Below are 14,594 nucleotides of genomic sequence, written 5' to 3' on the forward strand. Positions count from 1 at the left end.
AGGCAGCGTCGTGCCGTACCGTCCCAGCGCCCGCACCCGCAAGACGGCCATCGGGGCGGCCGCCCTGCTGACCCTGGCGGGCCTGAACGCCCCGGCCGTCCACGGCATCGCCACCCGGGCCTACCACGAGTACACGATCAGCCGGCCGGAGTACCTGGCCGACCACGGACGCTGGGAGACCGTGGAGGTGCCCGAGCGGTGGCGGGTCAACGCCATCCACGCCGCGCTGCTGCACACCGGGAAGGTGCTGCTGATCGCCGGTTCCGGCAACGACGAGAAGCAGTTCGCCGCCGGCACCTTCCGCAGCGTGTTGTGGGACCCGGCCGGGAACACCTTCAGGGAGGTGCCCACGCCCAAGGATCTGTTCTGCGCCGGGCACGCCCAGTTGCCCGGCGGCCGGCTGCTGGTGGCCGGGGGCACCGCCCGATACGAGAAGCTCGAAGGCGATGTGCACCGGGCCGGCGGCACCATGATCGTCAGCAATGAGTACCCCGATGCCCCGAAGACGCTGCCCAAGGGAACCGTCTTCCGCTCGCCGGCCGGCAAGACCTACCGCTCCCAGAGCGCCGTCCTGGTGCCCCGCGCGCGGAAGGTCCTCGCCGACGGGGGCCGGCGGGTGCGGGTCACCGCCAGCCGGGCCCGGGTGTACGTGGAAGCCGACCGTCCCGGCACCGAAGGGGCCACGCACACCGCGGCCCGGTACTCCATCGACGGGCTCCGCGGTGCCGACGCCCGCAACCACTACGGCACGGCCAGCAAACTCGCCCTGGACAAGAAGGACTTCCAGGGCATCCGGGAGGCCTACGAATTCGACCCGGTCGCCGAGCGCTACCTGCCGACCGCCCCGATGTCCGAAGCCCGCTGGTACCCGACCCTGGCCACCCTTGTGGACGGCGCGGTGCTGGCCGCCTCCGGCCTGGACGACATGGGCCAGATCATCCCCGGCAGGAACGAGATCTACCGCCCCGCCAGCCGTACCTGGTCGCCCGGGCCCAACCGCTACTTCCCCACCTACCCGGCCCTGTTCCTGACGGCCGACGGCCGACTCTTCTACTCCGGCTCCAGCTCCGGCTACGGCCCCGCCGACCGCGGCCGCCTGCCGGGCCTGTGGGACGTGCGCACCAACACCTTCCGGCCCGTGCCCGGACTGGACGAGGCGGACCTGACCGAGACCTCCGCCTCCGTGCTCCTGCCGCCCGCCCAGCAGCAGCGGGTCATGATTCTGGGCGGCGGCGGTGTCGGCGAGTCGCCGCGGGCGACCGGGCGTACCGCCATCGCCGATCTGACGCGCCCCGCGCCCCGCTACCGCCGGGGCCCGGACCTGGGCCGCGGCACCCGCTACCTGAACGCGGTCCTCACCCCCGACGACCGCGTCTTCACCACCGGCGGGTCGGGCGACTACCGCGGCAAGGGCACCAGCGACCATCTGGTCGCCCAGTTCTACGACCCGGCACACGACGTCTTCCGGCCTGCCGCCGAGCCCGGCGTGGGCCGCAACTACCACGCCGAGGCCCTGCTGCTGCCCGACGGCCGGATCGCCACCTTCGGCTCCGACCCCCTCTTCGCGGACGAGGCCAACACCCAGGACGGCACCTTCGAGCAACGTATCGAGGTCTACTCCCCGCCCTACCTCTACCGAGCTTCCCGGCCCCGGGTGCTGAGCGGCCCGTCCCGCATCGCGCGCGGCGCCGGCGCCTCCTTCACGCTGGAGGCGGCCGGCACCGTGCGCGGGGCCCGGCTGATGCGTCCCAGCGCGGTCACCCACACCACGGACGTCGAACAGCGCTCCGTCGCCCTGGACATCGCCCAGCACGGCACCCGGCTGCGCGTGACGGTGCCCAAGTCCCCCGGCCTGGTGCCGCGCGGCTGGTACATGTTCACCGTCACCGACGCCCGCGGTACCCCGTCACCGGCCCGGTGGGTGCGGGTGACCTGAGGGACGCACGGGCTACCGCTGCTCCCGCCCCAGCACGTCCCGGGCCAGCCCCACGGCATAGGCCGTCCACCACCGGCCCGCAGGGGGCCCGCCCCGGCAGGTGCCGTCCGACTCCCCCGGAACCTTGATCCACAGATACGCGTCCAGCCGGGGATGCCCGGTGGAGGCGGTGGGCAACCGCCCCAGTGCCCGCCCCTGCGGATTGCACCATTCCTCGCCGTCGGTCGGCTTCGGGCCGGGCGCCGCGGGCGGCGGGCCGTTGCCGTTGCGGCTGGTGTCGATCACGAAGTGTGCCCCGCCCAGCGCCTCGGAGACCTCTTCGCCGTACGCGAGGGTGGTCTCCGTGGTGTAGAAACTGGCGACGTTGAGGGCGAACCCGTCGGCCCGCAGCCCGCCCGCGGCGGAGAGCGCGGCGGCCAGCCGCCCCGTGTCGCGGACCCATCCGGGGTTGCCCGCGTCCAGGTAGACCCGCGTCCCGGGCCGGCGTTTGAGCGTACGCACCGCCCCGGCGAGCAGCCGTTGCCGCAGCTCCGTACGCGGGCAGCCGGACAGGGCCTGCGCCACGGCGTCGGGCTCCAGGATCACGACGGCCCGGCGGTTCTCCAGACCCTCCGCCAGGCGGCCGACCCACTGGCGGTATCCGGCCGCGTCCGAGGCCCCGCCGGCGGAGTACTGGCCGCAGTCCCTGCCCGGGATGTGATACGCCACCAGCACCGGCACCCGTCCGGCTGCCTCCGCCGCCACGGTGACCTCCCGGGCCCGCGGCAGCGGATCACTCTGCGTCAGCCAGACCGCGGTCGGCTGCCCGGCGAGCCGGCGCAGCACGGCCCGCTCCTCCTCGTCACCCCCCGAGTGGCTTTCCAGCGCCCGGTGCGCGGAGCTGTCCGGATCCACCCACAGGCCTCCCTGCCAGGGTGCCGGTGGCAGACCGGGGTCGCCGCTCCACCCGACGCACGTCAGCAACACCATCACGGCCGGCAACCAGACCGCGCCCCGCCATTGCTTCCTGCTCCACCTGCCCATATCCCTGCCGTGCCTCCGTCCGGGTCTGCCTCGCCCTTTCAGACACACCCTCGCGGAGTCCCCCGCACACGGCAGTCCCGCCTAGACCGAACGGCCGGGCGCCCGACAACAGGCCCGCCGCGCGAAGCTGCCGCAGCGGTGGCTACCGCACAGCGCAGTGGCCGCAGGCCGGGGGAAGTCGATGCCGTCGCGCCTGTGGCGGGGCCCTGCGCCGGGCCACCGGCTCCACGAGCGGGCGCCTTCCGTGCCTCCGAATCTCCTCGCGAGCCACGTGCGACGAGGCCGTGGTGCTGCCCGGACTCGGCCGGCCGGGCGCCAGGGAGCCTCCGGGGCGCGGATGCGGACTGCGTATGATCGATCATTCAAGTGTGGACAAGGGCAGGTGCGGCACGCCGACAAGCCAGGGCAGTACTGTGCGGGGCCGCGCCGGCGACGGGGGGAGTAGCGACGCGATGGTGTCCGGAGGCATGGCGCCCGGTGTGGTGCCCGGCGTCGGGGACGAGGGGGCCGTCGAGCCCGTCATCGACGCGTACGCCGAGGCGTTGCGGGCGGTGTCCAGCCCGCTGGTGCTGGACGCGGAGCTGTGGCAGGGCTGCGAGCGGCAGGCCCGGGCGATCGTCGCGGACTGTCTGCGGTCGCTGGCCGGCGAGGGCGGCGAGGGCGGGCGCGGAGAGCTGGACGCCGATGCGGAGTTCGCGTCGATGGCCCTCGGGGCCCGGCGGGCGTTGCAGCGGGCCTCGTCCGACGATTCGGTGGCGGCGGCCCACATCCTCTTCGACGTGGTGCTGAAGAACCTGAGCGGACTGGCGGACGGGCTGCCGCCGGACGAGCGGGTGCCCCGGCTGCTGCGGGCCGTCGAGACGCTGCACGCCAGCATCAAGACCCGGGTGCGGGCCGCGTTCATCGGCTACGACGCGTTCATGGCGCGCAGTGTGGGCGCGGCCAACTCCGCCGAGCAGTCGCGGCTCGCCGGGGACATCCATGACCACATCGGCAGCAACCTGAGCCTGGTGCTGCGGTGTCTTGAGCTGCATGAGCTGGAGACGCGGACGGGCATCACGGAAGCCGCCGGGCGGGACCGGATCGGTGAGGCGAAGCGGGCCCTGCAGGAAGTGATCGGGTTCGCACGGGAGCTGGTGAGCGGGTTGCGCTCGGGCGGATCGGGGACGGGCCTGCGGGCCCAGCTTGAGGAGTACGTCGCCACCCTCGGCTCAGGGCCCGCGGACCTGGAGATCGACGTCCGGGTCAACGGGGGCGAGAGCTGGCTGCCGCCCCAGTACCAGGAGGAGATCTTCCTCGTCGTACGGGAGTGCCTGTGGAACGCGGTCACCCACTCCGGGGCGACCACCGTCTCCGCGGAGGTGAACATCACGCCGCACGTGGTCACCGGTCTCGTCGAGGACAACGGCAAGGGCTTCGAGCCCGGCACGGCCGCGTCCGGGGTCAGCGGCGGCAGCGGAATCGCCTCGATGCGGCAGCGGATCGGGTCGATGAACGGTGTGCTGGCCATCAGGTCGCGGGAGGGCCTGGGCACCCGGATCCACCTGCGGGTGCCCAACCCCGCGCGGCCCGTCGAGCCCGGGAACGCCCGTGTCCGGTGACCGGGACATCCGGGTGCTGGCATCCGATGATCACGGTCTGCTGCGCTCGGCGCTGTGCGAACTGCTGGACCTGGCCCCCGGGATGACGGTGGTGGGGCAGGCCGACGACGGCCCGTCCGCCGTGGCGCTCGCCGCCGCGTTGCGCCCCGATCTGGTGCTGCTGGACGTGGAGATGCCCGGCCCGGGGCCGCACGCGACGCTGGGCGAGCTGCTGCGCGCCGTGCCCGGGGTGCGGGTCGTGATGCTCACCATGCACAGCGACCGGAAGCTGGTGGACTCGCTGCTGGCCGCGGGCGCCGCCGGGTTCGTGCACAAGGGCGTCGACCAGGACGCGCTGGTCGCCGCGATGCGCAGTGTGATGACGGGCGGTACGGTCATCTGCCTCCAGGGGACGGGAGCCGGCCCCGTGGCCCTCGCCGAGGAGCCGGCGGGCCCGCTCACCGCACGCGAGCGCGAGGTCCTGGAGTGTGTGGCCCAGGCCATGAGCAACCGGCAGATCGGGCGCCGGCTCGACATCACCGAAGGCACCGTCAAACGGCATCTGCGGAACATCTTCGCAAAGGTGGGGGCCACCTCCCGGCTCGACGCGGTCAACAAGGGCCTGGGCAGGGGAGTCGGCTGAACGCCGTGGGCCGGCAGGGCAGGAGGGATCCCGCCGCTGCCGCTCCACGAAGCGGGCCTAGGACGCCTGCGGATACCCCTCGTTCCGGAGGAGTTCCGCCACGTCGAGCACCGACCGCCGCTCGTCCGCCGCGCTCCCCGGCCGGGCCGGCAGCAGCGGTACGGCCGTACTGCCGCCGCGGCGTACCGCGCGGTGCCGGCGGGCCAGGGTGGTGAGGTTCTGGCCGGGCCCCGCCTCGACGAGGATGAGGTCACCGGTGGCCAGCAGCCGGTCCAGGGCGGGCCCGAACCGGACCGTATCGGTCAGTTGGCGTGCCCAGTAGCGGGGGCTGGTGGCGATCTCGTCCGTCATCAGCTCGCCGGTGTAGCCGGAGTACACGGGGAACGCCGGCGGGCTCAGCCGTACCGTCCGGAACGCCGCCTCGGCGGCCTCGGCGGCCGGATCGAGCGCGGGCGAGTGGAACGGCACGGTGGCCGGCACGGGGACGACGGAGTAGCCGTCGGCCCGGAGCTTGTCGCACACGGCCGCCAGGTGGCCGGTCGTGCCGGCCAGCATGGTCTGGCGCTTGGAGTTGACCGCGGCGATCGCCACGTCGCCCACCAGGTAGGGGCTCAGCTCCTCCGCGCCGCCGACCACCGCGACCATGCCGCCGGCCGGGGCGTCGCTCAGGTATGCGACGCGCTCGTGCACCATCCGTACGGCGTCGGCCAGGCCGATGACCTCGGCGAGCACCGCGCCGACCAGCTCACCGGCGCTGTGGCCGAGCACCGCGGCGGGGCGGACGCCCCAGCCCAGCACCATCCGGCCGAGCGCGTACTCCACGGCGAAGAGCAGCGGCTGGGCCCGCCCCGGGGTGTCGATGCTCGCGTCCGGGGCCTCGCTGAGCCAGTCGGCGCGCACCCCGTGCCCGGCGTCGCCCAGCAGGTCCACGGCGGCGTCCATGGCCTCGGTGAACACCGGGTCGTGGCGGTAGAGGCCGGCGGCCATCCGTACGTGCTGGGAGCCCTGCCCGGGGAAGAGCAGCGCGACCGGGCGCGGCGCGCCGCCCTCACCGGCGGGGGCCTGTTGTGTCAGGGACATCCGAACTCTCCTTGGTGGGTGCGGTCAGCCGGCGTCGGGTCGTACGACGACGGCGCAGCCGACGCTCCCGTCGGCACCGACCGAGGTGAGCACCGCGGCGCGCTCCCCTTCGGTGTCGGCGGCGGGGTCTTGCCAGCGGGCCAGTACGGCGGCCAACTGGAGCGCGCCGCCCGCACTGTTGGTCTCGCCGAGCACGGGCTGGACGGCGAGCCGGCACGGCTCGGCGCCACCGGCGAAGGCGGTGCGCAGGGCCCGCTCCTCGACCGCGGCCCAGCCGCGCCGTCCCGCCGCGCCGGGTGCCACGACGGCCACGTCCTCGTACGCCACCCGGCTGCGCAGCAGCGCGGCCCGTACGCAGTCGGCGAGCCGCCGGGCCGCGTGGAGCGGCCCCCGGGCGGGGTCGGCGAAGCCGGTGTCACAGGCCAGCAGCCGGGCGAGCGGGCGGATACCGTCGTCCGCCGCGCCGGCGGGCTGCAGGGCGAAGACCGCGCCGCCCTCGCCCAGCGGGATGCCCGGCTTGAGCGCCCCGGAGCGGTGCCAGGCCCAGGCGTTCTGCGCCGACAGCTCCTCCACGGCGCCCGTCAGCAACCGTTGGGCATGGCCGCCCAGCAGGGTGTTACGGGCGTAGCGGAAGGCGTGCAGGGCGGCCAGCGGGCCGCCGGAGACGGTGGCGTTGACGCCGGTGAGCCCGTGCCGGATGGCCGTACGGCCCGCCGCGGCGTTCATCAGCGTGCCGGGGAAGTGGGACGGGTTGACGAAGTAGGGCGCCTCCTGGACGAAGGTGTCCCGGGTGAACTCGCCCCAGGCGCGGGCGCTGCCGACGGAGCTGCCGAGCACCACCCCCGTCCGGTCGGCCGGCACTCCCGCGCCGGGCCCGTCGAGCGCGTCCAGCGTCACCGTGCAGGCCGCCATGGCGAGCTGGTCGGTGCGGGTCAGCGCCCGGAGCCCCTTGCGGCCCAGGATGTCGGCCGGCTGGGGTCCGGCCACCGGCCTGACCTCCACCGGAAGGGGGTGCCGCGCGCCCGCCAGGTCGGCTCCGGGCAGGGTCGCCGGGTCCGCCGGAGCGACGGCGGACCGCCCGGACAGTGCCGCCGCCAGCGACTCCAGGCCCTGGCCCGCCGCGCTGAAGACCGCGCAGTGGACGATGTCCACCGCGGGCACGGCGGGCAGCGCGGGCGCCGTCGGCGTGGTCGTGGCTGTCATGGTGTTCATACGGCGGCGTCTCCGAAGATCATTACGGCGTTGTTCCCGCCGAAGGCGAAGCCGTGGTTCTCCACCACCCGCGGCTTGTGGTCCCGCGAGGTGACCGGTACGCAGTCCAGGTCGGCGCCGAGCGCCGGGTCCACGGTCCGTACGGTCGTACTCGCCGGCAGGAAGCCCTCGTGCAGCGCGGCGCAGCACACCACCGCACCGAACGCGGCGGCCGCGCCCATGGTGTGGCCGAGCATCGACTTGATGGAGCTGATCGGCGGAATCCGCTCGCCGAACGCCTCCCGCACCGAGGCGACCTCGGTGGAGTCGTTGGCGGCGGTGCCGGTGCCGTGCGCGCAGATGTAGTCCACGTCGGCCGGGGTGATCCCGGCGTTGCGGTGGGCCCGGCGGATGCACTCGGCGATGGAGGGGGCGTGCGGGTTGGTCATGTGGTGCGCGTCGCACGTCATGCCGTAGCCCAGCACCTCGGCGTAGACGCGGGCGCCGCGCGCGCGGGCGGACTCCAGGGTCTCCAGCAGCAGCGCGGCGCCGCCCTCGGCGGTGACGATGCCGTCGCGGTGCTCGTCGAAGGGGCGGGGTACGGTCTCGGCCAGCGCGCCCAAGCGGTGGAAGCCCGCGTGGGTGGCGCGGTTGGAGGAGTCGGCGCCGCCGCACAGCACGGCGTCCGCCTCGCCGCTGCGTACGAGGTCGTAGCCGTAGCCGATGGCGTAGTTGCCGGCCGCGCAGGCGGTGCCGAAGGTCAGTGCCTCGCCGGTCAGGCCGAGTTCGGCGCTGACGGCGGAGGCGATCCGCCCGGCGTCGGCCTGCCCGACCAGGGCCGGGTCGAGGGCGTCGAGTCCCTCCGAGACCCACCGCGCGGACAGTTGTTCCAGGACCTGCGACTCGCCGTTGGTGGTGCCGAAGACGCTCGCCGTCCGGCGCGCGGCCAGCTCCGCGTCGTCCAGGCCCGCGTCCGTCACGGCCATACGGGAGGCGACCGCGGCCAACTGGCCGCTGCGGCCCCACGCCTCGGGGTCGGCCCGCCGCAGGTGCTCCGCGGCCTTGAACCCGCGGACCTCGCCGGCGAGCCGCCGCTCGAAGCCGGTGCCGTCGAACTGCTCGATCGGCCCGATGCCGCTGAGCCCGGACCGGATCCCCGCCATGAACTCCGCGGCGCCCAGGCCGAGGCCGCTGACGGCCCCGAGCCCGGTCACCACGACCCGGCGTCCGGCGCGGTCAGACACCCGCGGCCGCCGGCGCGTACTTGGCGAGGAGCGCGTAGGTGGCCGGCAGGTTGTCCAGCTCCGGAGCGTCCTCCTGCGGGACCTTGACGCCGAGGTCGCGCTCGAAACGCGAGTACATCTCGATGACGAGCAGCGAATCCGCGTCGAAGTCGTCGACGAAGCTGCTCTCCTCGGTCAGTTCGTCCGCGTCCGCCTCCAGGACGTCCGCGACGATGTCCCGCACCTTGTTGCGCAGTTCCTCGGAGAGGACGGCTTCACTCATTTTTTTCACCCTTTGTGGTTTCGGCGTTGCTGCCGCTGGTCATGAAACCCGGGGCGGTTATGCGCGGCAACACTCCGAAAGTGACATGGGTATGTGTCCAGGTGTCTGCAACCGGAGCGACGGGCGCCCAACTCCGCGTGTGGCGGGCCTTTGCCGGGGAAGCCGCCGGTCTTCCTCCGCCCTGCCTTTCATGCAGCTTTTATGTGCCTCCCATGCCACTTCCATATTCCTTTCCACTCTCCTCCAGGTTCCTTTCACAACAGGTCTATCGGAGTGGTGCACCATGCCCGAATGAGAGAATTCGGTCCGGCGACGGCCAGGCAGACGGTCGGCATCGCGGCCGCCTCGCGCTGGCTGCCCGACGGCGCTTCCCAGGTCCGTGCGGCAGTGGACAGCGGGCGCATACGTTCCCGTACGGCTCGGGAACTGGGCCATGATTCGCTGCCGGCCGCCGAGGACACCCCGGCCCCCGACATGGCCGTACGCGCGGCCCGTGCCGTACTCGACGCCACCGGGACCGATCCCGGCCGGGTCGATGTGCTCTGCCATGCGTGGATGTACTACCAGGGGCACGACCTGTGGTCGCCGCCCCACTACATCGCCGCGGAACTGGGCGCCGCGCGGGCGCTGCCGGTCGGCGTCCAGCAGGTGTGCAACGGCGGGGCGACGGCCCTGGACCTGGCCGCCTCCTGGCTCCGCGACCACCGGGCACGTACCCCGGACGGCACGGCCTGGGGGCTCGTCACCACGGGCGACCGCTTCGGCGCGCCCGGCTTCGACCGGTGGGCCGGTGACTACGGAGTGGCGTACGGCGACGGAGGCACCGCCCTCCTGGTCCGCACCCCGGCCGGCCCCGGCGACGCCCTGCTGCTGCGCGCCCTGGCCACCGTCGCGGCGCCGGAGCTGGAGTCGATGCACCGTAGCGGCGACCCGTTCGGCGCCGCGCCCCGCGCCCACCGCGAACAGGTCGACATGCGCGCCACCAAGCGCTCCTACCTGCGACAGCACGGCAACGAGGGCTTCACCGCCACCAATGAGCGCAGCATCCGCGCGGTGGTCGCCCAAGCGCTGCACGAGGCCGGGATGAGCGCGCGGGACCCGCGGCTGCGCTGCGTGGTCCTGCCCCGCTTCGGACTCAAGACGCTGCGGGAGTCGTGGCTTCCGGTGCTCGCCGAGTGCGTGGCCGCGCCCCCGGTGGACTACGGGCGCGCCACCGGCCACCTGGGCGCCGGGGACGCGGCGGCGGGCCTGGCCGACCTGATCGACGGGGCGGTGCTGGCTCCCGGCGAGGCGGCGCTGGTGCTCAGCGCGGGGGCCGGCTTCACCTGGTCGTGTCTGGTCGTGGAGGCACCGTAGGCCGTCTCCCCGCCCGTCCCGGCGGCCCGGCGAAGCACAACCCAGAACAACCCAGAACACCACAGAACAACCCAGAACACCATAGAGCTACCTAGAACAACGCAGAACGACCCAGAGCAACCCCGAACAACGCAGAACAACGAAGAACTAACGAGGTATCCATGTCACGTTCGGTATTCATCACCGGAGGAAACCGCGGTATCGGCCTGGCCATCGCCCGCGCCATGGCGGCCGACGGCGACCGGGTCGCGGTCGGATACCGTTCCGGCGAGCCGCCGGAGGGCCTGTTCGGCGTGCGCTGCGAGGTGACCGACCCGGAATCGGTCGACGCCGCTTTCGAGACCGTCGCGGCCGAACAGGGGCCGGTGGAGGTGCTGGTCGCGAACGCCGGAATAACCCGCGACACCTTGCTGCTGCGTATGAGCGACGAGGCGTTCGACGACGTGCTCGACACCAACCTGAAGGGTGTGTTCCGGACCGTGCGGAAGGCTGCCGGCGGCATGCTCGCCGCCCGCCGCGGCCGCATCGTGCTGCTGTCGTCGGCGCTGGGTTTCCTGGGCTCTCCCGGGCAGGCCAACTACGCCGCCACGAAGACCGCGCTGGTCGGCTTCGCCCGTTCCCTGGCCTGGGAACTGGGCGCCCGCGGCGTGACCGTCAACCTCGTCGCGCCCGGCATCATCGACACCGCCATGACGCAGGAGCTGAGCGACCGCCGGATGCGGGACGTCATGCGGATGACCCCGCTCAACCGCCCCGGCACCCCCGAGGAAGTCGCCGCCGCCGTCCGGTTCCTGGGCAGCGAATCCGCCGGGTACATCACCGGCGCGGTGCTCCCCGTCGGCGGCGGTATCGGCATGGGGATCTGAGCAGCCGGTCACCCACATCCACCTGGTTCATCTGGAGCGTTTTCTTGACAAGCGACCACGCGACCCGCGCCGCCGGGCCGATATCCACGGCCGAACGGCCGGCCCCCGCGCCGTCCCCGAAGACCGGCCCGGTGACCGGCGGTACGGCCGCCCAGCCGCGCCGGCTCACCCTCGCCGTCTCCTGCTTCGGCACCCTGCTGGTGCTGATGAACTACACGGCACCGATGTCCACCCTCTCGGACACCGCCGCCGACCTCGGCGCGGGTCTGTCCGGCCAGACCTGGATGCTCAGCAGCGTCATGCTGGGCATCGCCGCGCTGCTGCTGATCACCGGGGGGCTCGGTGACGCGCACGGCCAGCGGCGCGCCTTCTTCTACGGCTCCCTGCTGCTCGCCGCGAGCACCGTCGTGTGTGCCACGGCCACCGACACGGGGGTGTTCGTCGGCGCCCGCATCGTCCAGGGCATCGGCAGTGCGGCCATCATGACCGCCAGCCTCGGCATCATCGGTTACGCGTTCCCCTCGGGCGCGCCGCGCGTACGGGCCACCGGCATGTGGGGCGCCATGGTCGGCGGCGGCATCACCCTGGGCCCGGCGATCTCCGCGGCGCTGGCCATGGTGTCCGACTGGCGGCTCGGCTACTGGGCGTTCGCGGTGGGCGCGGTGCTGCTGGCCGTCGCCGTCCGTACGCTCGTGGACGAGTACCGGGGCAACCGCCCCGAGCGCACCGACTGGGCCGGGGCGGTCCTCCTGGGTGTCGCCGTGACCGCCCTGCTGGCGGCGCTGGTCCAGGGCCGCAGCGACTGGCTGGCCCCCGAGGTGCTGGCGCTCTTCGCCGTCGCGGTGGTCCTCGCGGTCGCCTTCGTCGTGGTCGAGCTGCGCACCGCCGCACCCATGGTCGACCTCCGCCTCTTCCGCGACCCGGACTTCAACGCGGCCACCCTGGGGTCGCTGTTCACCGGGCTCTCCATCCTGGGCGTACTGAGCTACCTGCCCACGGTGATGCAGCGGTCGATGGGGATGACCGCGCTGGCCGGCGGCGCCATGCTCGGCATCTGGGCCGGCACCTCCTTCGTGGTGTCGCTGCTCGCCCGCCGGCTCACCGACCGGGTGCTGGGCTGGCACCGGCTGGTCATCGGCATGGCCCTGAGCATCGTCGGCGACGTGGCGATCCTCGGCATCGCGCCCGACGCCGCCTGGGCCCGCTTCGTACCGGGCCTGGTGATCAGCGGCATCGGCAGCGGCCTGCTCAACGCGGGACTGGCCCGGATGGCGGTGGAGAGCGTCCCCGCCCACCGCGCGGGCATGGGCGCGGGCGCCAACAACACCGCCCGCTATGTGGGTGCCGCGATCGGCGTCGCCCTGACCGTCGTGGCCTCCACCTCCGTCACGCCCTCCGGCAACCCGGCGGTGGACGCGGGTGCCGGGATGGACCGCGCCCTCCTCGTCTGCGCCGGTCTCTCCGCGCTGGGGGCACTGTGCATCGCCCTCACCCGGATCGGCAAGCGGTCCCGAGCGGACTCCTGAGGGAACTCCCGAGGGGGCCCCTGAGGAGACTCCCGCGTGGGCCCCTGAGGGGACAAAGGCCCCGTCCTTGGCGTATTCCAGGGGCGGGGCCTGTTCTCTCCGCGCCTACCTGTCTCTTTCGAAGCAGCCGCGTGTCCCGTACGTGACACCGCAATGGCATGAACGCCTGCTTGCGCATAGCGTTTGGCCTGCGCGGACATCCGTGGCCGGCCGTAACGGGTCAGGGGAAAGCCGCCGCGCGACGAGGGGGAGAGCCGTACATGACGGGCTTTGGCGTCCTGGGACCGCTGGAACTGCACACCACACTCGGCACACGCACCATTCGCGGGCCGAAACTGCGGAAAGTGCTCGCTTTGCTGCTGTCCCGGGCCGGCCGTTTCGTACCGGTCGACCTTCTGATGGACGAACTGTGGGCGGGCCACCGGCCGCAGACCGCCGTGATGACCGTACGCACCCACGTTTACCACCTGCGCAAACAACTGGCCGCCGAGCAATTCGGCGACGCCGCACGGCAGCCGGTCATCGAGGGGCGCCCGAACGGTTATCTCCTGCGCCTTCCCGACGACTTCCTGGACGCGGCGGCCTTCACCCGGCAGGCCCGGCTCGGGACCGAACTCCTGCACCAGGGCCGGACACAGGATTCCGCGGACGCGCTGCGCGCGGCACTGGCGCTGTGGCGCGGCCCGGCACTCGAAGGCGTGGAGTGCGGGCCGGTTCTGGAAGGTTATGTGGCCCGCCTCGAAGAGCAGCGGCAACGTGCGCTGGAAACGCGCCTGGAAGCGGACGCGCGGCTCGGCCGGCACCGCGAGATCATCTGCGAACTGCGCTCGCTGGTGGCCGCCAACCCGTTCAACGAATGGCTGCACACCCGCCTCATCGACGCGTTGCGCTGCTCGGGCCGGCGCGCCGAGGCGCTGGGCGCGTACCAGTCACTGCGCGCCCTGCTCGAAACCGAACTGGGCCTGGAACCCTCGCTGGAAGTACGGCGCATCCGCTGCCAGATCCTCGGCCGGGCCGCCTGAGCCCCGCCCGCCGCACCCCGTGGGAAACCGTAGTCAGTACGTGATCGAAGACCTTCTGCCCCCGCCCGTGGCGGCCGCCGAACATTTCGGCGACGCGCCCCTCACCGAACTCTTCCGCGCGGAAGCCGAGGCCGTCGCCGGGGCGGTGGTTTCCCGGCGCCGCAAATTCTGTACCGTACGGAGCTGCGCCCGAAAAGCCCTCTCCCGGCTGGGACTTCCACCCGTACCGATCCCCCGGGGGCCACGTGGCGAGCCGATGTGGCCGGACGGGATCGTGGGCAGCATGACGCACTGCCACGGTTACCGTGCGGCCGCCGTCGCCCGCTCCGGGGACGTTCTGGGGATCGGCCTCGACGCGGAACCCGATGAACCCCTGCGTTATGCCGATATGCTGCACAGGATTTCCCTCCCGGAGGAGCGCGGCCACATCGCGGAGCTGCTCGCCGAAAGGCCCGGAATCCACTGGGAACGCCTGCTGTTCAGCGCCAAGGAGAGCATCTACAAGGCGTGGTATCCGCTGACCGGAGAAGCGCTGGGATTCACCGACGCCCGCGTCACATTCGCCCCTGACGAGGGTACGTTCACCGTCCGGCTGCTGCCCGCCCGTCCGTACGGGCCGGACGGCCGCCACCCCCACTTCGACGGCCGGTGGCGGGCCGCGAACGGCCTGCTGGCCACGGCACTGACCGTGCACCGCCCATCCAACGACCACCCCACTCCACCGGAGCGAGCGATATGAACACCCCGCATCATCAGCCTGATACGCCTGGCGACGCTCGTGGGCGGGTCGCCGAGCTGCATGCCATCCGTGAGCAGGCCCGGCGTGGGCCCGGTGAGCGGGCGACTGCGGCGCAGCATGCGAAGG

General features: G+C 73.0%; 13 protein-coding genes. 8 read left to right on the forward strand and 5 right to left on the reverse strand.

Going from position 1 to position 14,594, the window contains the following annotated elements; genetic code table 11:
• The first annotated feature begins 10 nt into the window (after positions 1 to 10).
• The gene (locus ACH4EB_RS10755) at positions 11 to 1,936 is read left to right on the forward strand and encodes a galactose oxidase-like domain-containing protein (protein WP_398347027.1); all 1,926 of its coding nucleotides are present in this window, start codon (positions 11 to 13) and stop codon (positions 1,934 to 1,936) included.
• A 12-nt stretch (positions 1,937 to 1,948) separates the two neighbouring features.
• Here ACH4EB_RS10755 and ACH4EB_RS10760 read toward each other — a convergent pair whose 3' ends face one another.
• Complete coding sequence (locus ACH4EB_RS10760) at positions 1,949 to 2,830, reverse strand: glycoside hydrolase family 6 protein (protein ID WP_398347028.1); 882 nt, start codon at positions 2,828 to 2,830, stop codon at positions 1,949 to 1,951.
• A 581-nt stretch (positions 2,831 to 3,411) separates the two neighbouring features.
• On the opposite strand from ACH4EB_RS10760, the gene ACH4EB_RS10765 reads away from it, so the two are divergent.
• Both ACH4EB_RS10765 and ACH4EB_RS10770 read left to right on the forward strand, forming a co-directional pair.
• On the forward strand, positions 3,412 to 4,560 hold the full coding sequence (locus ACH4EB_RS10765) for a sensor histidine kinase (protein ID WP_398347029.1): 1,149 nt from the start codon (positions 3,412 to 3,414) through the stop codon (positions 4,558 to 4,560).
• Positions 4,550 to 5,182, forward strand: coding sequence for a response regulator (locus tag ACH4EB_RS10770; protein WP_398347030.1), 633 nt, complete (start codon positions 4,550 to 4,552; stop codon positions 5,180 to 5,182). The genes ACH4EB_RS10765 and ACH4EB_RS10770 overlap by 11 nt, the downstream gene beginning before the upstream one ends.
• 57 nt (positions 5,183 to 5,239) lie before the next feature.
• Here ACH4EB_RS10770 and ACH4EB_RS10775 read toward each other — a convergent pair whose 3' ends face one another.
• From ACH4EB_RS10775 to ACH4EB_RS10790, 4 genes are read right to left on the reverse strand one after another with little or no spacing between them, the layout of a single operon-like run.
• Positions 5,240 to 6,262, reverse strand: coding sequence for an acyltransferase domain-containing protein (locus ACH4EB_RS10775; RefSeq protein WP_398347031.1), 1,023 nt, complete (start codon positions 6,260 to 6,262; stop codon positions 5,240 to 5,242).
• A gap of 24 nt (positions 6,263 to 6,286) precedes the next feature.
• Positions 6,287 to 7,474, reverse strand: coding sequence for a beta-ketoacyl synthase N-terminal-like domain-containing protein (locus ACH4EB_RS10780; RefSeq protein ID WP_398347032.1), 1,188 nt, complete (start codon positions 7,472 to 7,474; stop codon positions 6,287 to 6,289).
• The gene (locus ACH4EB_RS10785; protein ID WP_398347033.1) at positions 7,471 to 8,697 is read right to left on the reverse strand and encodes a beta-ketoacyl-[acyl-carrier-protein] synthase family protein; all 1,227 of its coding nucleotides are present in this window, start codon (positions 8,695 to 8,697) and stop codon (positions 7,471 to 7,473) included. Before ACH4EB_RS10785 ends, ACH4EB_RS10780 begins: the two co-directional genes overlap by 4 nt.
• Positions 8,690 to 8,959, reverse strand: a complete 270-nt coding sequence (locus ACH4EB_RS10790; RefSeq protein ID WP_398347034.1) for an acyl carrier protein — start codon at positions 8,957 to 8,959, stop codon at positions 8,690 to 8,692. The genes ACH4EB_RS10785 and ACH4EB_RS10790 overlap by 8 nt, the downstream gene beginning before the upstream one ends.
• A 291-nt stretch (positions 8,960 to 9,250) precedes the next feature.
• Here ACH4EB_RS10790 and ACH4EB_RS10795 point away from each other — a divergent pair, with 291 nt between their 5' ends.
• The 5 genes from ACH4EB_RS10795 (at position 9,251) to ACH4EB_RS10815 (ending at position 14,468) form a co-directional block, all read left to right on the forward strand.
• Positions 9,251 to 10,315, forward strand: a complete 1,065-nt coding sequence (locus tag ACH4EB_RS10795; protein WP_398347035.1) for a ketoacyl-ACP synthase III family protein — start codon at positions 9,251 to 9,253, stop codon at positions 10,313 to 10,315.
• A gap of 161 nt (positions 10,316 to 10,476) precedes the next feature.
• Positions 10,477 to 11,181 (forward strand): 3-oxoacyl-ACP reductase FabG, encoded by a 705-nt coding sequence (fabG, locus tag ACH4EB_RS10800; protein ID WP_398347036.1) that lies wholly within the window; start codon positions 10,477 to 10,479, stop codon positions 11,179 to 11,181.
• Between the two features lie 44 nt (positions 11,182 to 11,225).
• On the forward strand, positions 11,226 to 12,707 hold the full coding sequence (locus tag ACH4EB_RS10805) for an MFS transporter (protein WP_398347037.1): 1,482 nt from the start codon (positions 11,226 to 11,228) through the stop codon (positions 12,705 to 12,707).
• Positions 12,708 to 12,967: 260 nt separating this feature from the next.
• Complete coding sequence (locus ACH4EB_RS10810; protein ID WP_398347038.1) at positions 12,968 to 13,729, forward strand: BTAD domain-containing putative transcriptional regulator; 762 nt, start codon at positions 12,968 to 12,970, stop codon at positions 13,727 to 13,729.
• A 40-nt stretch (positions 13,730 to 13,769) separates the two neighbouring features.
• Positions 13,770 to 14,468 (forward strand): 4'-phosphopantetheinyl transferase, encoded by a 699-nt coding sequence (locus tag ACH4EB_RS10815; protein ID WP_398347039.1) that lies wholly within the window; start codon positions 13,770 to 13,772, stop codon positions 14,466 to 14,468.
• Positions 14,469 to 14,594: the final 126 nt, after the last annotated feature.

The sequence above is a fragment of the Streptomyces sp. NPDC018045 genome, from assembly GCF_044327445.1.
GTDB lineage: Bacteria > Actinomycetota > Actinomycetes > Streptomycetales > Streptomycetaceae > Streptomyces.

What these genes read in the sequence shown, in the direction of transcription:
- ACH4EB_RS10765 (WP_398347029.1), top strand. Translation starts at nt 3,412, where the DNA reads ATGGTGTCCGGAGGCATGGCGCCCGGTGTGGTGCCCGGCGTCGGGGAC.
- ACH4EB_RS10775 (WP_398347031.1), bottom strand. Translation starts at nt 6,262, where the DNA reads ATGTCCCTGACACAACAGGCCCCCGCCGGTGAGGGCGGCGCGCCGCGC.
- ACH4EB_RS10780 (WP_398347032.1), bottom strand. Translation starts at nt 7,474, where the DNA reads ATGAACACCATGACAGCCACGACCACGCCGACGGCGCCCGCGCTGCCC.
- ACH4EB_RS10790 (WP_398347034.1), bottom strand. Translation starts at nt 8,959, where the DNA reads ATGAGTGAAGCCGTCCTCTCCGAGGAACTGCGCAACAAGGTGCGGGAC.
- ACH4EB_RS10795 (WP_398347035.1), top strand. Translation starts at nt 9,251, where the DNA reads ATGAGAGAATTCGGTCCGGCGACGGCCAGGCAGACGGTCGGCATCGCG.
- fabG (WP_398347036.1), top strand. Translation starts at nt 10,477, where the DNA reads ATGTCACGTTCGGTATTCATCACCGGAGGAAACCGCGGTATCGGCCTG.
- ACH4EB_RS10810 (WP_398347038.1), top strand. Translation starts at nt 12,968, where the DNA reads ATGACGGGCTTTGGCGTCCTGGGACCGCTGGAACTGCACACCACACTC.